This is a genomic window from Rheinheimera sp. SA_1 (genome assembly GCF_001669775.1).
Classification (GTDB): Bacteria; Pseudomonadota; Gammaproteobacteria; order Enterobacterales; family Alteromonadaceae; genus Pararheinheimera.
In genome coordinates, this window is sequence record NZ_LXWK01000011.1 from 1,261,956 (window position 1) to 1,283,007 (window position 21,052).

17 protein-coding genes are annotated in these 21,052 nt (G+C 50.4%); 7 read left to right on the plus strand and 10 right to left on the minus strand.

What is annotated here, in order from left to right; genetic code table 11:
• Positions 1-30 precede the first annotated feature (30 nt).
• The 4 genes from gloA2 to A5320_RS06265 all read right to left on the minus strand — a co-directional run bounded on the left by gloA2 (position 31) and on the right by A5320_RS06265 (position 3,443).
• Positions 31-429 carry an SMU1112c/YaeR family gloxylase I-like metalloprotein gene (gloA2, locus tag A5320_RS06250; RefSeq protein ID WP_068062298.1) on the minus strand — a complete coding sequence of 133 codons (399 nt, stop codon included), beginning with the start codon at positions 427-429 and terminating at the stop codon, positions 31-33.
• Positions 430-451: 22 nt separating this feature from the next.
• Positions 452-1,174, minus strand: a complete 723-nt coding sequence (locus A5320_RS06255; protein WP_157605665.1) for a substrate-binding periplasmic protein — start codon at positions 1,172-1,174, stop codon at positions 452-454.
• A 181-nt stretch (positions 1,175-1,355) separates the two neighbouring features.
• A complete protein-coding gene (locus A5320_RS06260; protein ID WP_231916659.1) occupies positions 1,356-2,549 on the minus strand; it encodes a dipeptidase in 1,194 nt (397 codons plus the stop codon).
• Between the two features lie 69 nt (positions 2,550-2,618).
• Entirely contained in the window at positions 2,619-3,443 is an 825-nt protein-coding gene (locus A5320_RS06265; RefSeq protein WP_068062307.1) for an arylamine N-acetyltransferase family protein, read from the minus strand.
• A 174-nt stretch (positions 3,444-3,617) separates the two neighbouring features.
• On the opposite strand from A5320_RS06265, the gene mtnK reads away from it, so the two are divergent.
• From mtnK to A5320_RS06285, 4 genes are all read left to right on the plus strand, one after another.
• Positions 3,618-4,823 (plus strand): S-methyl-5-thioribose kinase, encoded by a 1,206-nt coding sequence (gene mtnK / locus A5320_RS06270; protein ID WP_068062310.1) that lies wholly within the window; start codon positions 3,618-3,620, stop codon positions 4,821-4,823.
• 44 nt (positions 4,824-4,867) lie between these two features.
• A complete protein-coding gene (locus A5320_RS06275) occupies positions 4,868-5,230 on the plus strand; it encodes a VOC family protein (protein ID WP_068062315.1) in 363 nt (120 codons plus the stop codon).
• Positions 5,215-6,213 carry an exo-alpha-sialidase gene (locus tag A5320_RS06280; protein WP_231916660.1) on the plus strand — a complete coding sequence of 333 codons (999 nt, stop codon included), beginning with the start codon at positions 5,215-5,217 and terminating at the stop codon, positions 6,211-6,213. The genes A5320_RS06275 and A5320_RS06280 overlap by 16 nt, the downstream gene beginning before the upstream one ends.
• Positions 6,214-6,489: 276 nt before the next feature.
• Positions 6,490-8,733 (plus strand): TonB-dependent receptor, encoded by a 2,244-nt coding sequence (locus A5320_RS06285; protein ID WP_068062318.1) that lies wholly within the window; start codon positions 6,490-6,492, stop codon positions 8,731-8,733.
• Positions 8,734-8,828: 95 nt separating this feature from the next.
• Here A5320_RS06285 and A5320_RS06290 read toward each other — a convergent pair whose 3' ends face one another.
• The 4 genes from A5320_RS06290 to A5320_RS06305 form a co-directional block, all read right to left on the minus strand.
• Positions 8,829-9,623, minus strand: coding sequence for an outer membrane lipoprotein-sorting protein (locus A5320_RS06290; protein ID WP_068062321.1), 795 nt, complete (start codon positions 9,621-9,623; stop codon positions 8,829-8,831).
• Positions 9,624-9,633: 10 nt separating this feature from the next.
• On the minus strand, positions 9,634-10,815 hold the full coding sequence (locus tag A5320_RS06295; protein ID WP_157605666.1) for a hypothetical protein: 1,182 nt from the start codon (positions 10,813-10,815) through the stop codon (positions 9,634-9,636).
• A gap of 437 nt (positions 10,816-11,252) precedes the next feature.
• On the minus strand, positions 11,253-11,999 hold the full coding sequence (locus A5320_RS06300) for a hypothetical protein (RefSeq protein ID WP_157605668.1): 747 nt from the start codon (positions 11,997-11,999) through the stop codon (positions 11,253-11,255).
• Positions 12,000-12,103: 104 nt separating this feature from the next.
• Positions 12,104-14,014: a sensor histidine kinase gene (locus A5320_RS06305; RefSeq protein ID WP_082971562.1), complete on the minus strand. Its 1,911-nt coding sequence runs from the start codon at positions 14,012-14,014 to the stop codon at positions 12,104-12,106.
• On the opposite strand from A5320_RS06305, the gene A5320_RS21900 reads away from it, so the two are divergent.
• Positions 14,013-14,660 (plus strand): LuxR C-terminal-related transcriptional regulator, encoded by a 648-nt coding sequence (locus A5320_RS21900; RefSeq protein ID WP_197490000.1) that lies wholly within the window; start codon positions 14,013-14,015, stop codon positions 14,658-14,660. The two genes, A5320_RS06305 and A5320_RS21900, sit on opposite strands and share 2 nt — an antisense overlap.
• A gap of 89 nt (positions 14,661-14,749) precedes the next feature.
• Positions 14,750-15,211, plus strand: a complete 462-nt coding sequence (locus A5320_RS06315; RefSeq protein WP_068062334.1) for a hypothetical protein — start codon at positions 14,750-14,752, stop codon at positions 15,209-15,211.
• 70 nt (positions 15,212-15,281) lie between these two features.
• On the opposite strand, the gene ppc is transcribed toward A5320_RS06315, so the two are convergent.
• Both ppc and A5320_RS06325 read right to left on the minus strand, forming a co-directional pair.
• Positions 15,282-17,912, minus strand: a complete 2,631-nt coding sequence (ppc, locus tag A5320_RS06320; protein WP_068062337.1) for a phosphoenolpyruvate carboxylase — start codon at positions 17,910-17,912, stop codon at positions 15,282-15,284.
• A 348-nt stretch (positions 17,913-18,260) separates the two neighbouring features.
• Positions 18,261-19,586 (minus strand): ABC1 kinase family protein, encoded by a 1,326-nt coding sequence (locus tag A5320_RS06325; protein ID WP_068063054.1) that lies wholly within the window; start codon positions 19,584-19,586, stop codon positions 18,261-18,263.
• A 249-nt stretch (positions 19,587-19,835) separates the two neighbouring features.
• On the opposite strand from A5320_RS06325, the gene A5320_RS06330 reads away from it, so the two are divergent.
• The gene (locus A5320_RS06330) at positions 19,836-21,035 is read left to right on the plus strand and encodes an alpha/beta hydrolase-fold protein (protein WP_068062339.1); all 1,200 of its coding nucleotides are present in this window, start codon (positions 19,836-19,838) and stop codon (positions 21,033-21,035) included.
• The last annotated feature ends 17 nt before the right edge of the window (positions 21,036-21,052 follow it).

The window sequence follows — 21,052 nt, forward strand, 5'->3', positions numbered from 1 at the left end:
GAATGCTGGTTACAACCTTTGCCGCAGCCTTTATGATTCGCGGTCTGACACCTGATAAATTTCCAGCGGTAAACCATCCGGATCAGCGAAAAAGGTAAAAGCAGCACCGGTGTAAGGGTCAATCCGGATGGGCTCTACTGCAATGCCGGCTTGTTGCAGCCACTCGACGGTTTTTGCCACATCGAGCACAGCAAAACTCAGATGCCGCAGCCCCTGTGCCTCAGGTTTGCTTGGCCTTGGCGGTGCGCCGACAAAGGAGAATAATTCCAACTGACTGCCATCCGGCAACTGTAAATCCAGCTTGTAGGATTGACGTTCAGCGCGGTAGTTTTCGGCCAGAATTTTCAGCCCGAGTAGTTCGCTGTAGAAGTGTTTTGAACGCTGATAATCAGCGCAGATAATCGCCACATGATGGATCGCAAGTAACATAAATTCCTATCATTTTTCAGACTTAACAAGCAGAAACCGCACAGTCCGGTACTTTGGTTGCCAGCACCATGCCCGGATATTTCGCGTACAAATTGTGTAATTCCCCCTGTTTTAACAACAGCTTAAATTGCTGATCCCAAAAACGTTTTAGCTGCAACCCTTTGGCAGAACGGGGAAAACCAACATAGACCGGCAGCTGCAGGATTTCGCTTTGCTGTAGTTTTAGCTGTTGCAGCTTGGTCAGCGATTCCACGATTTCCAGATCGGATTGCTCAGCCAGATACACATCCACCCGACCGTTTTTCACCAGATCCAATCCCTGCGCAACGTCGGCCACTTCATAACCTTGCACGTCCAGCCCAATCGCCTGGCCATAGTTGTACGCCAGATCCCAGGCCAGTCGATACTTTGCAAGCTGAGCCAGTGTCAATGGCTGCGTGGCATTGGCAGGTAGCAAATTGTCCCGATAAACCGCAACGATGGTATCCGCATCAATCGGATATTCTGACAACAACAGTTGTTTACCATCCACCCGCGTGACCGCCAGCACTAATTCTGCTTGCTGTTTCTGTACCAGAATCACCGCGCGGCTGAAATTACTGAACTGAATTGCCAGCTGATAATGCGTCAGCGGCAACACCAGTTGCACCAGTTCAAAATAACCGCCGCTATGATCAGCGTTGGTGTAACCTGGCCATTGCTTGGTGACCAACCGCACCGGTTCAGCGGCAGCTGCGGTTGCCAACAAACCGAACCAACAGACGATCAAGACAGACCTCAGCCCGGCTGAGATGCGCGGCAACACCGACCAGCTTAACAACCCGATCGGCAGTACTGATCTTAATTGCACCTGAAACATCGTCGTCGTCCGGCAAGAGGAGCATCCTTCAAGCCTAGCTTAAATCACCCGCCTTGCCCGAACCGTTTCAGGACTTTGCATGTGCTTCGACTGCACGCCACACCCGCAGTAAATTGCCGGACATAATTTTTTCAATATCGGCTTCGCTGTAACCACGGCGCAGTAATCCTGCGATCAGATTCGGGTAGGTCGAGACATCTTTTAAGCCTTCGGGCAACGAATCACCCACGCCATCGTAGTCTGAACCGATGCCGACGTAGTCTACGCCGACTAACTTGGTGACGTAATCGATGTGATCCAGCACCGTATCGACGTTGGCAAACGGATACGGGTGTTGCTTCAGATAAGCCGCCCGAAAGCTTTTTTCATCGGTGCCTTTAGGCGCCGCCGCTAGTGCCGCTTTAAATTGCAAACCCCATTGATTGGCCTGTGACACCACAAAAGACGAGCCGAAGTTAATCTGGATCACACCGCCGTTTTTGGCCAGCGCCTGCACCATGGCGTCATCCATATTGCGTTCAAAGCCAGGGACAAAGGCCCGCAGCGACGAATGTGATGCGATCACCGGCGTTTTGGTTAATTTAATCACCTGATAAAACGCCTGATCCGACACATGCGAAATATCGATCATCATACCCAGCCGGTTCATCTCGGCGACAACTTGTTCGCCAAACGGGCTTAAGCCCTGCCAGCGCCGGCGTAAATCGTAACTGGAATCGGCGATATGGTTACTTTCAGAGTGCGCCAGGGTGATATAGCGAATACCCCGCTGATAAAAGTGCTGCAAATTTTCAAGCTTACCTTCAATCGGCGTGCCGTTTTCCATCCCCAACGCCAGCGAAATTTTGCCTTGCTTAAAGTGGTTCGCCAAATCGGTTGAATGATAAGCCATGGCAAATTTATCCGGCGCCCGGCCAACGATGGCTTCCATGCTGTCAATCAGTTGATTGGCCAGCAGATAACCACCGCCTTTTTTCTCCAGCGACGATGGGATATACACCGACATAAAAGGCGCATTCAGCCCACCAGCTTTGGCCCGAGGATAATCAAATTCACCGCCCGGCGCACTGACCGACACGTCTTCCCATTTGTCTTTTAAGCGATACGGGACGTCGATATGGGTATCAACAATCAGTAGCTGTTGTGCCAGTTGCTGCGCACGGGTTGCCGGATCGGTGGCCGCAACGCTGCTTGGGGTGGAGCTACATCCGGCCAGCAACAACAGGCTGGCGCAGGTCATCAATGAAGTATGGTGTTTCAAGAGAATCGTCCTTTAATCAAGAAGTTATAAGTTCAAAATGCTGCATCAGTTGTGTTGCTGTTATCGTCGTTATTGTTTGGTATTTTTGCTCGGCAGCTCCAGCTTAAACTGCTGTTTTAATACGGTCGCAAGTTCGCCCTCAGCCACCGGCGTTACTGTGACTTTTCCTTGCTGCCATACTTTTAATTCATTGCCGACCAGCATGGTGCGCCCTGTCGCATGTTGCTGAATAACCAGATATTTCTGCACAAAGATGGTGTCAGGATGGGTTGAATTTAGGTAATTCGCTGGCATAAAGTCAATCCAGTCAGCCGGATACAAATCGAAGCCATATTGGCTGACCCACTGCTCATCCAGTTTTGCCTGCAACACATATTCGCCGCTGGTTGGCGAAATCAGCCGGAAACAATCAAAATCCTGGGTTTGTGGCAGATTCAGCTGCGACAACGCTACCGGTGCTCTTAAACCGTAACTGCCAAAGCCCAGGTCACACAACCATTGTTCACCTTGCACTTTCACAATCAGTGCCATATGAGTTTTAGGACGACGCATCGGGTAAAACATCGGCCGGCAGAACACAAATTGATAATCGATGCCAATTGCGGTCAACGCCATCGCAAACAAGGCATTCACTTCGTAGCAATAACCACCACGACAGGCTTCGCCATCGTCACCGATAATTTTGCTGACTATATCTTCCGGCAGCAACGACACAATTTTTCCGGCCTGCACATCCAGATTTTCAAACGGCACCGAGCGTAATTGATGCTGCATCAGTGCTTTCACTGTCGCACTATTTGCAGCCAAAGTAGCAGCCAAAGCATCGGCGGCAACATCGCCCTCAAAGCCAATCCGCTTTAAATACAAATCCAACTGAAAATTACTGGCGTGCATCAAGTTCCCCAATTCAAGTAAATCTGTTAATTCCGGGGTCAGAGTCAATTGTTAACAGAAATCTGTTAACAATTGACTCTGACCCCGGAATTAACAAACTCGTAGTGAAAATTACCCTGCCGGGCTGCTATATGCCATGATAAGGTAAAAGCGTGATTTCAGGGAACCAGCCAGATGCCGCAATACCGTCGTTTTACCGCAGAAGATGCCATTCAATTTGCCAATCAGCACAGTGAGTTATTTGGTGAACACAGCAAACTCACTGCGGTGAGCTTTGGCGATAATCATATGAATCAGGTGTTTCGGGTAAAAAACCAGTTTAATACCAGCCTGATTGTGAAACAGGCGCTGCCATTTGCGCGGGGACTGAGCGATCGCTGGCCGCTGACGCTAGATCGCAGCCGGATTGAAGCACAGGCACTGCAAAACTTTGCTAAAGCCGCGCCGCTGTTAGTGGTCGAAGTGCTGCATTACGACGTTGATCTGGCGGCGATGTTACTGGAAGATTTGGATCACTTAACTTTACTCAGCACCGCGCTCACCGAAGGGCGGCAGTTTCAACAGCTTGGCTCACAACTGGCTGAATTTATTGTCAATGCTGGTTTTGCCAACAGCGATTTTTCGTTAGATTTGGCTGCCAAAAAGTCAAAGCAAATTCAGTTTCTAAACCCGGAACCGCTGCAAATCAGTAAAGATTTATTATTCAACGACCCTTTTAGCAATAACGAACGTAATCAAATCGATGCCAGTTTATACCCACTGGCACAACATATTTGGCTGGATGAACAGTTGCAGGCGAAAGTCGCCGCATTGGCCGCCAGTTTTCGCAGCAAACCCCAGACTTTGGTGCACGGTGATTTAAACAGCAGCAGTATTTTCGCAACCGCTGATCAGCTCAAAGTGATTGATGCCGAATTTACTGGTTTTGGCCCCTTTGGGCTGGACGCCGGTTTGTTTATCGGCAGTTTAATGCTGCATTATTGTCTGGCACCGGCGCTGCAACCTGATCAAAGCAAAGCCAAAGATCAACAAAACTACCTGCACAATCAAATCAAGTTATTCTGGCAGCAGTTCCAGCGGCAGTTTTTACAAATTTGCCGGCAACAATGCCGCGATCCGTTGTTTGGTAACGAGTTGTATCAACAGCAGTTTGTTGCTGATGTGCTGCGTGACTTAACCGGTTATGCCGGATGTGAACTGATCCGGCAAGTGATTGGTACTTTCCGCTCACCGGTACTGTCCACCATCAAATCACCCGCCATGCGGCTGCAGGTTAGTCAGCATGCGTTAACCCTGGGTCAACGATTAATACTACAACACCAGCAGGTGAGTTCTATCGACCAGCTGCTTAGCTGGCTGCCAACCGGTAGCCCGCAATAGTTCGGAATCATCGCCCTTGATCAGCAGGGCACAAGGAGTTTCAGATGCAAAAAGTACAAGGTATTGGCGGCATCTTTTTAAAAGCCCGCGACCCACAACAACTGGCGCTTTGGTATCAACAACACCTGGGCATCCCGCTAAATCCGGGCAGTCCTTATGGCAGCTTTCACGCCAAAGAGCAGGACGAAACCGTCTGGTCGACTTTTGCTGAAGACAGCAACTATTTTGGCCGGGCCGAACAACAAATGATGGTGAATTACCGCGTCGCCGATCTGGACGCCATGCTGGCGCAACTGGAAGCTGCCGGGGTGCGGGTGGACGAGCAACGTGAATCCGGCGACTACGGCAAGTTCGGCTGGGCTTATGATCCGGAGGGTAATAAGTTCGAACTATGGCAACCCAACTGATCCGCAAAGGTAAACAATTCCGGCCCCTGCCCAAACGGCCACTGCTGAAGCGCGCACGAGCAACACGGATTTGGGCTCAGGGCGCGCATAATGCCTTTACTGATTTATGCCTGTTTCAGGGCCATTATTATTGTGTATTTCGCGAAGCCACCGCCCATGTCTCACCGGACGGTGCGTTGCGAATTTTAAAAAGTGCCGATGGCAAACGCTGGCAAAGCGTGGCACTTATTCAAAGCAGCATCGCCGATTTACGTGACGGCAAGTTGGTGGTAACGCCGGATAACCGGCTGCAACTGCTGGGCGCTGGTGCTTTGCATGACCGCAGCCAGTATTCCTATCAGTCTTATGTCTGGTTTTCAGCCGATGGTGAACACTGGTCGGAGGCTATCGAAGTTGGCGAACCTAATGTCTGGTTATGGCGCCTCACCTGGCAGCAAGGTTTCGCCTGGGCCATTGGCTACAAATGTGGCGGCGGCCCAAGGTCAGTGCGACTTTATCGCAGCGAAGATGGCGTGAATTTTTCGGTATGGGTGCAGCAGTTCAATAATCAGGGCTACCCCAATGAAAGTGCCTTGTTGTTTTTACCGGACGAGCGCGCGGTGTGCCTGCTACGCCGTGACCCGGATGTCGCTTTGCTTGGCATTGCCAGCCCGCCTTATTTTGACTGGCAGTGGCGACCGCTGAACTGCCGGGTTGGCGGGCCGCAATGTTTGTTGTTACCGGATGGCCGTATTCTGGCAGCGGTACGATTATACGATAGGCGGGTGCGCACCAGTCTGGCATGGTTGGATGTCGACAGCGCCAGCTTGCGTGAAACGTTGCAATTGCCTTCAGCCGGCGACACCAGCTATGCCGGCATGGTCTGGCATCAAGGCCGTCTCGCCGTTAGTTATTATTCTTCGCATCAAGGTCGCACGGCGATTTATTTCAGTCGGCCACGGCAATTACCTCCAGCTCAAACTACTACGGCGACACATCGCTAAACGAGCAAAAAATCAGCAATCTGCAGCTGAAATCAATAAAAACCACCATTCGTCGGCAAAAATCGTTATATTAGCGCGCCGTAATAAAGTGCATTGTGGTCACTCCAATGCGATAGATAGTGGCAGGCAAGATGATCTGCTGCTACACCTCTTACGTTACTGCACCAATCTAAAAACGCATATGAGAGCACGCCATAACACATCCCCAGCATGGTTAAAAATGCGGGGGATCACAGATGCTCAACTCCATAGACTCAAGCTAAGGGTAACCCATTGATGATAAGCAAACACAACAAGCTGGCGTTGCAGGTCAAAGTCGCGCTACTGGCGACTACTGTTGGTCTTTCTCCTGCTGCATTTGCGCAGGATAGTGACAAAGCCAAACAGGACGATCAACAACTGGAACGGATCATGGTCACCGCACAAAAGCGGGTGCAAAGCACGCAGGAAGTACCTATTTCAGTGGCAACCTTGTCGGGCGAAAAATTCGAAGCCATTTTTTCCGGTGGAGATGATATTCAGGCGTTAGCAGTCAAAGTACCGGGATTGTATGCCGATTCTTCGAACGGACGCGTTGCCCCTCGTTTTTATATACGTGGCCTCGGTAATACTGATTTTGATCTAGCGGCATCGCAACCCGTTTCAATCATCATGGATGACGTGGTGTTAGAAAACGTCATTTTAAAAAGCTTCCCGCTGTTTGATATTGAACAAGTCGAAGTGATCCGTGGCCCACAAGGTACCTTATTTGGTCGTAACACCACCGCCGGTATCGTCAAATTCGCCAGTGCCAAACCTCGGCAGGATTTTGATGCTTACACCAAGTTTTCAATCGCTAGTTTTGGCACCCGCAATGTTGAAGCCGCTGCGGGCTCAGGTCTGACCGATCAACTGTCTGCGCGGGTGTCTTTGCTGTCGCAACACCGTGATGATTACATCAACAATAGTTTTAATAACGAAAAAGACGCGATGGGTGGTTTTGATGAAACTGCTGCCCGGCTGCAATTTTTGTATGAAGGCGACAAGTTTGATGCGCTGCTGAACGCTCACGGCCGCAAGCTGGATGGTACCTCTTCGATGTTCCGCCGCAACGTTTTCACCAAAGGCAGCAACAAGTTAAACCAGAATTATGACCGATACACCGTGGCTTATGATGCTGGCAATAACTTCCAGAAATACGACAATGCCGGTGTTTCGCTGAAGCTGGATTTTGAGCTGGATGGCATGTCATTCACCTCCATCACTGCACACGAACAAGCCGATGGTAACGGTCGTGGTGACATCGACGGCGGCACTGAAGCTGGTCCGGGTCCGTCTGCGGTTGCCAATGCAGTGACTGAAGATCAGTTAAACGATTTAAAACAGCTGACGCAGGAATTCCGGCTGGCCAGCACTACAGATGCAGCGCTGGAATGGCAACTAGGCGCCTTTTACTTCGACTCGTCCTTTGGCGTGACCAGCATTGACGGATTCTTCGGTCGTACTGCGGTATTCCACGACAACCAAAGCTGGGCGGTATTTGGTCAAAGCACTTACAACCTGAGCGATCGCTGGGATGTCACCGGTGGTATTCGTTATACCCGTGACGAAAAATCATTTTATGTTGGGGAGCAAAACGTCAACGGTTTTGCGTTGGTGATTGGCGCGGCGCAAATTCAAAACTATGCACCGATCAACCTTGATGATGGGCAAGTGAGCTGGGAATTGGCGAGTAACTACCGCTTAACTGACCAGACTTCATTGTTTGCACGGCTGGCCAATGGTTTCCGCGCCCAGTCTATTCAAGGCCGTAATGTGGCATTTGAAGAAGATCCAACCACCGCTGAATCAGAGACCATCAACTCGGTCGAGTTTGGTGCCAAATCTGACTTACTTGGCAATACGTTGCGCTTAAACGGTGCTGTGTTCTATTACAACATCGATGACATGCAATTATCGGCCGTTGGCGGTACCAATAACGGCAACACGCTGGCCAATGCTGATAAAGGCACAGGTTATGGTTTCGAAGTCGACGCCGACTGGCGTGCGCTGAGCAACCTGACGTTAGGTGGTGGTTTTAGCTACAACAATACCGAACTGAAAGATGCCACGCTGCGCGTTGGTGTGTGTGGTTCTGGCATGTGTACACCGCTTGATCGCACTGTGGTTGAAGGTGGCAAAACCCTGGCTTATGTCGATGGCAACCCGTTCCCTCAAGCACCAAAAACCATCCTGACGGTCAATGCCCGTTACGATATTCCGGTCAGTACCGGCGAAATTTACTTCTACACCGACGTTGCAGTGCAGGGTAAAACCAACCTGCTCATGTACGAAACTGTAGAATTTCGCACCAGTGGCAATACCGAAGCCGGTTTACGGATTGGCTACCAGAACTACGAAGGTAACTACGAAGTGGCACTGTTTGGCCGCAATATCACCGACGAAGACAACGTCAAAGGCGGAATTGACTTTGCCAACCTGACCGGTTTTGTCAACGAACCACGGGTTATTGGTCTGGAATTTAAGAAAAGCTTTTTCTGATTTTCGACGATAACTGAAATGTAAATAACGGGGTCAGAGTCAATTGTTAATTTAATTAACAATTGACTCTGACCCCGCCGTTCTTCGTTAGGCGATTACTCCCCCAACACTTCCTGACTGAACATTCTTTCTGCCTGGGTATTGCCAAAATGTCGTTCAACAATTTGAAATACCGACAGCCGCTGCTCGTGCAGGTTTTCTACTTCGATGCGATTAGGTCGCCAACCACCATTGGCGTAACGCTGTAATAACTGGTTTTTCAGCGACTTTTGTAACTGACCTTGTTGATCAAAAAAATTGATTTGCGTGATGGCATAGTCGGCATTTAGCCAGATCTCGCGCCGGCTATAAGCTGAAGTTGCCGGGTTGCGCGGCACTGCTTCCAGCCACCAGCCACTTTTACTGGTCGACAACAGCCGATAGCGAAACTGGCTGGTGTCCTCGCTGGTGAGTTGCCGGTGATCTTCAAAAGTTAAATCACTACCAGCAAAATATTGCTGCACCGCCGATGCATCCATCCGACGCGGCTGATACCAGGATGGCAGCTGCAGCCACAGCTGTTGTTGCTGCCGGTCGCTGCTGTCAATCCACAACCCCAAGCCACGGTCGGCCGTTGGGGTATCAAATTTAATCACCACTTGCTCGCCATCGGCGAGATAACGGGTCCAGCGCTGTAAAGTTTTATGCTGTGCAGCTTCGCCATAACGGGTAATAGTAAGATCCAATTGTTCTGCTTCAGCCGCAGTCTGACTTCGATAGAGCTGCCAGCTCTTGTTGATAAGCTGAGTCGCCTGATATTCATTGATCTGCAGTTCCGTCATCGGCTCAGTAGCATTCACTGCTAAACCCAACAACGATAACAACAATAATAAAGTGCTTAAAATTTTCATCAGGACTTCCTCAATTCAGGCCATGTTGGATGGCGCCTGGAGCAGCAACCTGCTGTATCAGTGTTCTGGCAACGGTCATTGGATTGAGCTCCAGGCCAAAATCATTGACCGGCTTGCCAAAACTATGAGGGTTTGGCAAACCAACGCGCAGAGAATAAAAAGCTTCCGCCAGCAACGCCTGATTGTAAGGATTCACATCAAACCAATCGCGATTCAGCACTAGGTGGTTGTGGTCTTGATACACCGCGTGAAACAGCGCCATGGCTTCGGCCACATCACCAACCATGCTGCCGCGCGATAACCGCAGTTGCCGATAACTCAGCCGCCCCGGCACCATGTTCAGGCCACTAGCAAAACCGTTGCCCCCTTCCAACCGCACCAGCAATGACTGACATTGCTGCGACACATGCTGATCAACTGCAGCGACGGTGCTTTGATCGATCACCAGTAATTTGCGATTCGACCGGCGCAGTGCAGCAATGTCATCTGTGGCTAATGGCAAGCTGTCACCACACACCACGACAACATCCACGGCACCGACCGCACTGACTTGCGGGTACACCGGCATACCGGTTTGTTGTTGCAAAGTGGCCGCCATCCGCTGCGAGGTGCTCAGGGCCACCACCTGCCGACCTTTTGCCTGCAAATGCGCACAGACCGCCTGCCCCAATAAAGTGTCAGGTTCCAACACCAAAATCCGCGGCGGCTGCGTCACAAAGCTGCTGCGTCGCAGCGCCCGGTCGATCTCAGCACACAACAGCTGACTGCGACCGTTTTGTCCCAGCGTCAATAACAACGAAGGAAATCGCTGTTTCAACGCTCTACCATCCCCCCCAAATAAAGATTGCATCGCAGCAGCCAGCAACACCACTTTCGCCCCTTGCTGCTGCGCCCAGTCCAGCGCCGCAATCACCGCCTGCTTTGCCAATTCGCGGCTGTCCGGCTGCACCAATTCTTCTGTAGTGACATTTAGCAGCCGAACCTGCCCAGCCACGCCTTTTAAGTGCAGCCTGGCGCCATTTTGCTGACAGCTGCGGGTCGCAGTTGCCTTAAAATACCGGCTGCGTTCGGCTTCATCACGAAGTGGGCAAATGATCACCACATCCAGTTTCGGCTGCCCGGTTAACAACCGGAGCCCACGCCGATAGTCGGCCATGCTACGCAGCAGGTTTTTTAGTTTGGTTTTCGTCATGATTTCGCTCAAGCAATCCAACCGGAACAGCCACTTTGGCTTCCTTCATTTTATGGCTGCAGGATAACGATTGACTGCGTTTTGGCGTATTAGGAAAATTCCTTAATTGGAGGGAGAGATGGGCCTTATCGATTGTACCCGCTGGGCGTTTTCAAACCGGCATAGAGCGATACAGGTCGCAAAGCGCCAGTACGCCGGATGATGTTGTTGATTGTTTTATTGATTGCGGACTCATTTTCCTGAGTTCTTATCGCGAATTTTTTGAAAAACGACAACTGAAGTTTCTGGAATTGACACCTTGCTTGAACTGGCTGATTCATAGGGCACGGCGCAGAAAGTCCAGCTTGCGATGAATGACTGGAATGTGCGTGATGCAAACTTAATTGATAACTCCAACAACGCCGCTTTAGCGCGTACAAAACCTTAGGGTCAAGTTATCACAGAAGACTTGACCTAGAGGACGCGTTTGACACCCTTGTCGTACAATCAACATCAGCAATGCCATTTGCTCTCTGTAAGCGGGCGAGCATTTTAACAATCCGAGATTGGTGCTGAAACAGCTGACCTGCAGTGGTATGAACTCGCCGAATCCGTGCGAGATTGGGCACAGACCAACGACCTTTAATAAAACTCAACCTTAAAGCAAGGCTGAGAAATACCATTGCCAAATTTAATTTTATCCCTGAAGGCGCATCACCCGGCGTAAAGCCTAATCGTTCTACGGAACTGTTACTAAAAAAATATGAGGTTGCAGTAATTTCAGTTTCTTCACTTAATCTACCTTCACTCACCGCGTCGCAAATGTTCAATAACCCCTGTAACATCAATCGCATTGCATGTCTTTCTGCCCGAATACCCCGCTCACTCCACCGTAGGTGAGTTAAATAGTCATATAGGGTACCTAAATGCAAATCCAGACCTTGCGTCGACTTTGTTGCAAAAAGCAGCGGAGAGTAATATGTAAAGCGGCCAGTAACTGCATATGCTGGCGATAACAAAAGGCTTTCAAGTATCGGTATCAATGGCAATAACAAGATTGCGGCCAGCAGCCAGTACAATCCTTTGGGTAAAAGTAAGAACGGCAACCAGAGCAAAAACAAAAAAGTGATCACAAAGATGAGTGGCATCAGCCACTGACGCATTTCTGATGTTCTTGCAGTACATCCATTTAGATTAATTGCCATTGTTGCTCATCTATATTCACCACTACCTAAAATGATAGCTATAAAATAGCACCGAAACTTTACCACCGGGTCTGGAACTCCCCAAAGGTAAAACAAACTACCACTTACAAAGTCTGCTCCGGTACCCAAATCGAAAAACAACTTCCCCGATGCAAAGTCGAGCGCACACGCAGTTCCAGCTGATGTTGCTCGCACAATGACTTCACAATATATAAGCCCAGACCAAAACCTTGCCGCGCTTCGGTATTTGCATGCGGCGCTCCCTGTTGCTGGCCTTGGGTAAAAGGTTGTTGTAACTGCGAAATTTGCGCCGGTAATAAACCGGGGCCGGTATCCAGCACCTGAATTTCCACCCCGCCGTTGCGCCGACGCAATCCGACCAACACCCGGCCTTGTTGAGTGTAACGCACGGCGTTGCCCACCAGATTGTGCAACAGCCGGTTCAGCACCAGATACGAGCCGTGCAATTGGAAACTGCTGTCGATGTAACCCAGCTGCAAGCCTTTTTGGCGGGCAGTTTGCTGATAATCGGCCACCACCTGATGAAACAACTGCCCGGCCCAGATTTCGTCCGGGGTTGGCTGTTGCAACTGACAATCGGCAATCAGATCTTTTAATAAGGTTTGGGCGTAACTTAAAGTGCGGTCGATATGATCGGCTAACGGCGCTTCGTCGCCCCGGCTGCGTAACGTTTCAATGGCAAAACGTAAGGATGCCAAAGGTTGTGAAATATCATGACTGGCACTGGCTAGTCGCAACGAACTTTGCTGCGCCAATTGCTGTGCTTCGGTTTTTTGCCGTTCGGCCAGCAGTAGCTCATCAGCTTCAGCCAGACGACGCAGCCGTTGCTCGGCTTGCTGTTGCCGGAATTGCCGCACCCGGCTGACCAATGCCGCCGAAAAAAATGCGGTTTCCAGCACAAAGCCAAATTTGGGATAGTCAAAGAAGTCGATAGCCGGAATTGGATTCAGCCCGATGACCCCAAGCGAAAGCATAATCGCACTAAATAACATCAGCGCCGCCGTGCCGGCCAAATACAACACAGCGCCGGGTAAGCGATCCACAAACCCTCTTACCGCCGTGGTCAGCCCCAACAAGGTATATCCCAGGGCTACTAGCGCTAGCCCATGGATTTGTAGCTGGTTTGGCAGTAACAACAGATTAAGCGCAATCAGTAAAAACAGCGCCAGATGCAACCGGTATAACCGCGGATACCGCTGCGGTAGCTGGAAAAAAGTCAGGGCAAACACGCCATGACTAAACAACGCCAGACTGGCAAACCAGACCGGCGCTTGCACATTCCACCAGGGCGCATCCGGCCATAACCACTGAAAATAATAACCTTCAAATTGTGGCAACATCAGCACCTGCGCCAACACCAGACCACAATACGCCAGATAACTGCTGCTTTCGGCGACACTGCCATACAGCAGGATCACCAGCAACATGGTCAACATTCCACCCAGCAATAGGCCATTGAGTAAATGTTGCCGGGTTTGGGCACTTTGCAGCGCTTGCGGGCTATACAAATGCGGCTGCAGCCGGCCATTGGCATGAATATAATATTTCAGTACTATCTGATGTTCACCGGCAGCCAGTTGCAATGGCACTTGTAAGCGGGCGGTACCGGTAGCCCGGGCCGAGAATGGACTATCATCATGCAGTTGTAGTAATAACTGCGGTTGCCCCTGAAATAGTTGGTAGACTTCGAGCCGAAAGACATCTGGCACGCCGAGCCATAACACAGCTGCGATGGGTTGGTCGCTGTGCAACTGATAAAGCTCTTGTCGACCATCAGTGACTTGCTGCAACAAGGCGGACGCCACATCGCCCTTGGCTGCGACGCTGGAAAGCGGCAGCTGACAAGCCGTCAGTTGCAGCATCGTGGTCTGAGGGGTCACCACACAACCAGTTGGTACTGCGGCATTGACTGGTAATAGACTCGCTGCAAGCAGCAACATGACCAGCAGCAACCGACCAAACGAGGCCAGTTTATTCAGCATGAGTTTACACATGACTTCAGACCTGACTGCAACACCTTCTATCCTGCGTTTGATTATTGCTGATGATCACGCCATTTTCCGCGATGGCCTGGCCATGCTGCTTGCCGGATATTCGGATGTCGAACTGATAGCCGCGCTGGATAATCTAACAGAGCTGCGGGAACGGGTAAAGCAGCTGCAGCCCGACCTGCTAATCCTCGATTATCATATGCCAGGCGGCGATACCAGTGCTGAAATCAGCTACTTAAAGCAACGTTATCCAATGCTTAAAATCATCGCCCTGACCGGCAGTCACTCGGGTTTATTGCTGCAACAACTGCAAACCGCCGGTGCCGACGCGGTATTGCTCAAAGACGGCAGCGCCGGAATTTTACGCCACGCCATTGATGAAATTAAAGCTGGTCGCCGCTTTATGGCGCCGGAGGTGCTGGAAAAAGTGGCCGACAATCAGCTGGAACTGACGCCACGGGAATTTCAGATCCTAAAGCTGATTTATGACGGCTTCTCGAACAATGAGATTGCGCACCAACTGAATTTATCGCCAAAAACTACCGACAAACATCGCGAAAATATGATGCGTAAACTGCAGGTCAATAACGCCACCCAATTGCTGAAAAAGGTCATTGAACTGGGTTTGCTAAAAAGCGGTTCCAGCTAATATTCGCCATTACTTTACAACTTACAACGCTCTACTACAGTTAAACAGTCGCGCTTCGGCGCTTGTTTTTACCTCTATAAGGCGACTTTATGAAAAAACTGACTACCTTGTTGATCTGCAGCATTTTCACCTTCCCTGTCCTTGCACAAGAAACCCAATTAGTGAACGCCGATGCCTCGATTTTCTCTGAAATCTGCATTGCAGCGGCCACTTCGGACGCCGAACTAAAACAAAAAGCATTGCAGTACAAATTTGGCGAAGCAGAATTGGCGAATTTTACCTGTAATGGTCTGAGCCTGGAAAAATTCGCGAAAAAATTTAAACAAAGTGCAGGAGAAAACTCGACCAAAGTGGCCGTTTTTGCTTTTGACAAAAAAATGGAAAATGTTGAAACTGAAATTTGCGTCGCGGCCGCTACCTCGAATGAGGCTTTTGCTTCGTTGCAAAATACTCTGAAAAAACCGGCCCAGTTTTATAACGATGTCAGTTGCAACGATGTGCCGTTACGACTGTTTGCTAAAAAACATGGCAATAAAGAGTTTAAACTCTAACGGCTAACTGAAATTGCTGCGGGATCAGCTGCAACAGCTCATCCCGCAGGTATCTCCATGTCCTCGCCCATCAACCCGAATTACGCATCCCCGCCGCAATACCGGCAATGGTTACCATCAAGGCACGTTTGATATTGTCATTCACCGTTTCCGGTGCATGCCGCACCCGGTTTAACAATTCCACCTGCAGAATATGCAGCGGGTCGACATAAGTGTTGCGCAGCATAATGGATTCTCTGATCCAGCTTTCTTTGGCCATAAAATCCTGAGCATCAATCAATTGCAGCAACAAAGCACTATCAGCGGCCAGTTGCGCACGCAAAGTTACCCCTAAATGTTGTAACTCGGCCGGTACCAGTTTTTCATCATAGTATTCAGCAATTTGCGCATCAGCTTTCAGGTAGACCATTTCCAGCATCGACAAGCGGGTGGCGAAAAATGGCCACTGCGCCCGCATTTGATGAATAAGGTCGGTTTTGCCCTGCGCCACTGCAGTGGCAAGTGCCGCGCCGGCACCAAGCCAGGCCGGTAACATCAGCCGGTTTTGTGACCAGGCGAAAATCCACGGAATAGCCCGTAAGCTTTCAACGCCGCCATTCGGATTGCGTTTTGGCGGACGGCTACCAAGCGGCAATTGCCCCAGTTCCAGCTCTGGTGTTGCTGCCCGGAAATAACGCACAAAATCAGGGTGATGCCGCACGATAGCGCGGTAGGCTTCACAGGAATCTGTCGCCAGTTGCTGCATCAATTCACGCCACTCGGCTTTTGGCACTGGTGGTGGTAACAACACCCCTTCCAGCACCGCCGAGGCGTACAGCGCTAGTGAGCGCTGTGCAAGCTGCGACAAACCAAACTTAAAGCGGATCATCTCGCCTTGTTCAGTCACCCGCAGACCACCGGCTAATGATCCCGGCGGCTGCGATAAAATTGCAGCATGCGCCGGACCACCACCACGGCCAATAGTACCGCCACGGCCATGAAACAGCGTAAGCTGCACTTTGGCCTGCTGACAAATTGCCACCAAGGCTTCCTGCGCACTGTACTGCGCCCAGCCCGCGGCAATAGCGCCGGCGTCTTTGGCCGAATCGGAATAGCCGATCATCACTTCTTGTTTGCCCTGGATATAACCGCGGTACCAGTCAATCGCCAGCAACTTGCTGATGCAATTGGGGGCATTGGTTAAATCGGCCAGGGTTTCAAACAATGGGGCTACGCGCATCGGGAAACTGATACCGGCATCTTTGAGCAGTAACTGCACCGCCAGCACATCCGACGGCTGACCCGCCATCGAAATCACGTAGGTCGATAAGGCTTCGCTGCCATGCCGGGCCACAATGTCACAGGTATCCAGCACTTCCTGTACTTCGGCGCTGGGCTGCCAGTTTTTCGGAAATAACGGTCGTTTGCTACTCAACTCATTCAGTAAAAACGCCTGGCGCGCGCCTTCGTCCCACTGTGCATAGTCGCCAAGTCCCAGATATTTGGTGAACTCACTGAATACTTGCGCATGGCGGCCAGATTCCTGCCGCACATCCAGTTTTAATAAGGTCAGTCCAAAGGCATAGGCCCGGCGGATGGTATCGAGCAGATGACCGTTGGCGATCACTTCCATTTTGCAATCAAGCAGCGACTGATAACAGAGCAATAGCGGCTCCAGCAGCTGCGCGTTGTACCACAACAAATCGTCCGGTTTTTGCAACCGATCATGTTTCAGCGCTTCGCCCAGCCAGTCGCGGGTATACACCAGTTTATTTTTCAGCTGCTTCAGCACTTCACGATACGGCTCGCCGGAATCACCGGCAGCGGCTTGCAAAGCAGCATTGGCCGGGCTCATCGACATTTCGTTGCCCAGTACTTCTAAATCGCGATTAAATAAATCAGCAGCTTTCCAGCGACTGAGCAGCAACACCTGGCGGGTGACTTTAGCGGTGACAAAAGGGTTCCCATCGCGATCGCCGCCCATCCAACTGGAAAAACGAATGGGCGCAGCATTTAGCGGCAAACCTGCGCCTAACACCGGTTTTAATGCGGTATCAAGTTCGCGGATAAATTCCGGAATGGCTTGCCATAACGAGGTTTCAATCACCGCAAAACCAGATTTTGCCTCGTCGATCGGCGTTGGCCGTTGTACGCGGATTTCGTTGGTATTCCAGGCCTGGGTAATTAAATCGCTGAGCCGTAATTCAATTTTACTGCGCTGCAACGGGCTTAAATCCTGCTCTAATTCGCCAAGACAATCGGCAATCTGCGTCAGTTTATAAATTAGGGTACGCCGGGTCACTTCGGTTGGATGCGCAGTCAACACCAGCTCAATCGACAGATCGGCCACCGCCTGCCGGGTTTTCGCCACATCAACATTCTGGGTCTTCAGCAGCGTTAATAATTCAGCCAGCGGCTCCGGCTTTTCAATAGCACTGTGGCCAGCCTTGCTGATGGTGTGATGTTGCTCGGCCAAATTGGCGAGGTTCAGAAACTGTGAAAACGCCCGCGCCACCGGCAGAATTTCATCGTCGGTTAACCCGGCCAGAATTTGCTTGAGCTGTTGATGCTCAGCATCAGTGCCCTGGCGCGCTTGTTTTGCCAACTGGCGAATTTGTTCAATCCGTTCCAGCACCGCCGGTCCAAGCTGATTGCGGACCGTATCACCCAGTTGTGTGCCGAGCAGGCCGACGTTGGCCCTTAAAGCAGCATATTGCGACATATCTCATTCCTCTGTTTTTTCCCGTCATCCTTGAAGTTACAGGGGTGTTGTCTTCGCTCGTTCACCCCAGTCACATAGGACAACTATGCTCCTGGGGACTCACTTACTCGTCGCCTACCTGTAACATCAAGGATTGAGGGAAAAATGATTGCTCTGTGTTGTTTCGGGCTGCTTTTTGCTTATTTTTAAACCACCCTAGCCTGTTCTTGCTTGGTACTCAACACTGATAGATTACAAAAACACCGACAAAATAGACTTTCAGCCATTTAGATGTCTTTTATTTCGCAATTGACATAAAAAAGCGGCCCGAGCAGAGATCTGAGCCTGAGAAAATACAGAACAACCTGCTTAGATGGAGGTGTCGATAAAAGGCAGCAACAAGGTTCGAACATCAACCCGCGCTTTGAGCGTTTTCGCCAATAAAAACAACCCGGCCATTTTGCGGTGTAAAAACAACGCATCGACCGGCGGCGTGTGCCAATTCTGTAGTTGCTGCGACAACTGCATACCGGCTTCCCGCATCCGACTCGCCAGATCGGAAGTAGCAAAATCGTAAGCACCCTGCTGTTGCAAAGGCTCCGCGGCCAGACTGACCAGCGCCATTACCGCCTGCAGTTGAGCCGGGGCAATATCTATCGCACTGAAATAACCAATCTGCTGCAACGCCTGCAACTGCAGCTCGGCGTTATTTTGCAACAACGCCTGAAATAACAACCGATAACCCTGACTGATAGCGGCGGAATAATCGCGGCAAGCGCCAAAATCGAGCAACACCAGCTGGCCGGTTTGCACATTAAAACGGTAATTGGCAAAATTCGGATCGGTTTGCACCAGGCGAAACTCAAAGATTTCTTTAAATAACAGCAGGAATAACAACGACATCACCCGATCCCGCAATGCCTGCGGCTGCGAAAGCAAGTCTTCCACCGGCACACCTTCGACAAAACCCATGGTCAGGATCTGTCGGGTAGAAAGTTCGGGGTACACAGTGGGCAACAAAAAGTTGGGATCGTCGGCCAAAAGCTGGCGATAACGTTGCAAATAAGCGGCTTCCTGTTGGTAATCGGCTTCTTTGTGCAGTTGTTGTTTGGCTTCTGTCAACAGCGGTTGCAGCGCGATGCCTTCCGGCAATAAACCGCTTAACCGCAATAATGTCGCCACATTGTCGATATCACTGTCGATGCTGGTAGCAATGCCGGGATACTGAATTTTCACCGCCAGCGCACTACCATCATCATGATTGGCCTGATGCACCTGGCCGATGGACGCCGCTGCCATGGGTGAAAAGGCAAAGTGACTAAAATTGCGCTGCCACTGTGGGCCCCATTGTTGTTGCAGCAATGCAGCCAACTGCGCCGGTAACATCGGGCTGGCGTTGGCGCGCAGTTGCGACAAAATCGCCGTTAACGCCGGTGGCAATAAATCTCCGGCATCCATCGACAACAGCTGACCTAACTTCATCGCCGCACCACGCATTTGCGACAGCTGCGTCGCCACCCGCTGTGCATTGGCTGGGGTCAACAGCATTTGCTGCAAGCCCGGCTTTTGCCCTTGCGCCAACTGCCGTGCACCCTCGGCTAGCATCCCGCCGGCAACCCGACCAACCAAGCTAGCCAGACCGCCAAAGCGCGCCAGTCGGCTAGTGGGAACTTTACTGCCTTTTTCTGTGGTCATGCTTAAACCTGTGATGGTTTGAAATACCTGCTTCACCATACGGCCAGACGCCAGTCAAAGCCCAATGTTTTTTTGAAAGGGTGCAAACAAAAAGCTGATTTTAATTCATTTTCATAGGGTGGATTGTAGGGTGGATTGTAGGGTGGATAAGCGCAGCGACATCCACCAATGGTTCAAGTAAACCTGGTATTTACAACAAGTGCAACATGCGCTAACTTGGGAAAATTGAGTAATTTATGTGAATTAATAATGAAAAAAAGCAATATATTCAAGCATATTACTGCGGTTGTAGTCTTTATCGCCGCAACATCAACTGCAGTAGCGCAACCAGCGCAAAGTGTTGCAACAGAGTACAAATTACAGACCGAGATCATTAATTCAAAAGTGCTTAATGAAAAAAGAACCATCACAGTCCAACTACCCAAGAGCTACGCTGCAACACCGAACAAGACCTATCCGGTGATCTACCGCCTTGATGGCAAAGAAAATTTACCGCTGATGACCAACGTGTTAGCGCGCTTGCAGGAAGCAAACGCCGCGCCTGAAGTGATTATTGTGGCGATTGAAAATACCGACCGAATGAGAGATCTGTACCCAACTGTCAATCAGGAACCGATTGGCCCGGTCGGCATCGGCGGTGGAGCGCCGAAGTTCTTAAATTTTATCAAAAGCGAGCTGATGCCGTTTGTGGAACACAAGTATCGTACGCATGATTTCAAAGTTATTGCCGGCGCATCTGCTGCTGGTGTGTTTGTGCTTTATGCACTACAAACCGAACCAGAATTATTTCAGGCGCATATCGCTTATAGTCCGGCCGTATGGTGGGATTTTGGGGCTACGGCCAAAAGCACCAAAGCCTTTGTATCGAAAACAAAAAACTTAAACAGCTATCTTTATATGAACATCGGTGAAGAAAGTGGCTTGATGCGGGAACGCTATGACGACATGCACAACTTCATTGCGTCCAACACGCCAAAAGGCTTAAGGTTCGTTAGTGATGAATTTGCCAATGTCCCCCATGCGCTCACGTCAGTTGCCGGGATATTTAATGCTTACCAGAATCTATTCTTGCCGCTGCAGATGCCGTTTCGCGCCTACAACGGCGACCCTAGTTCTATCGGCGATTATTACCAAAGGTTATCAAAGCAATATGGTGAGGCAACGCCACCGCCAGAACCGGTCATTCGGGAACTGGGTTACCAGTTCGTCAATAGTGGCAACCTCGATGAAGCTATCAACATTTTTAAATACGGCATCACGCTTCATCCCGAACAACCTGACGCTTACAACGGCCTGGCATTTGGTTATGAGCAAAATAAGATGTACCAGGCGTCACTGGAACAGGTCAACAAAGCCCTCGCATTATCGAAGGAAGGCTACGATGGCCATGAGGTTTATGTAGCCCGCAAAGCGCGACTTCTGAAATTACTGGAGTCAGAACAAAATTAAGCTTTTCGCTAGAGCAT

Excerpts from the sequence above, each read along its gene's own strand:
- gloA2 (WP_068062298.1), bottom strand. The coding sequence starts at position 429 with ATGTTACTTGCGATCCATCATGTGGCGATTATCTGCGCTGATTATCAG.
- A5320_RS06265 (WP_068062307.1), bottom strand. The coding sequence starts at position 3,443 with ATGCACGCCAGTAATTTTCAGTTGGATTTGTATTTAAAGCGGATTGGC.
- mtnK (WP_068062310.1), top strand. The coding sequence starts at position 3,618 with ATGCCGCAATACCGTCGTTTTACCGCAGAAGATGCCATTCAATTTGCC.
- A5320_RS06275 (WP_068062315.1), top strand. The coding sequence starts at position 4,868 with ATGCAAAAAGTACAAGGTATTGGCGGCATCTTTTTAAAAGCCCGCGAC.
- A5320_RS06280 (WP_231916660.1), top strand. The coding sequence starts at position 5,215 with ATGGCAACCCAACTGATCCGCAAAGGTAAACAATTCCGGCCCCTGCCC.
- A5320_RS06285 (WP_068062318.1), top strand. The coding sequence starts at position 6,490 with ATGATAAGCAAACACAACAAGCTGGCGTTGCAGGTCAAAGTCGCGCTA.
- A5320_RS06290 (WP_068062321.1), bottom strand. The coding sequence starts at position 9,623 with ATGAAAATTTTAAGCACTTTATTATTGTTGTTATCGTTGTTGGGTTTA.
- A5320_RS06295 (WP_157605666.1), bottom strand. The coding sequence starts at position 10,815 with ATGACGAAAACCAAACTAAAAAACCTGCTGCGTAGCATGGCCGACTAT.
- A5320_RS06300 (WP_157605668.1), bottom strand. The coding sequence starts at position 11,999 with ATGGCAATTAATCTAAATGGATGTACTGCAAGAACATCAGAAATGCGT.
- A5320_RS21900 (WP_197490000.1), top strand. The coding sequence starts at position 14,013 with ATGACTTCAGACCTGACTGCAACACCTTCTATCCTGCGTTTGATTATT.
- A5320_RS06305 (WP_082971562.1), bottom strand. The coding sequence starts at position 14,014 with ATGTGTAAACTCATGCTGAATAAACTGGCCTCGTTTGGTCGGTTGCTG.
- A5320_RS06315 (WP_068062334.1), top strand. The coding sequence starts at position 14,750 with ATGAAAAAACTGACTACCTTGTTGATCTGCAGCATTTTCACCTTCCCT.
- ppc (WP_068062337.1), bottom strand. The coding sequence starts at position 17,912 with ATGTCGCAATATGCTGCTTTAAGGGCCAACGTCGGCCTGCTCGGCACA.
- A5320_RS06325 (WP_068063054.1), bottom strand. The coding sequence starts at position 19,586 with ATGACCACAGAAAAAGGCAGTAAAGTTCCCACTAGCCGACTGGCGCGC.
- A5320_RS06330 (WP_068062339.1), top strand. The coding sequence starts at position 19,836 with ATGAAAAAAAGCAATATATTCAAGCATATTACTGCGGTTGTAGTCTTT.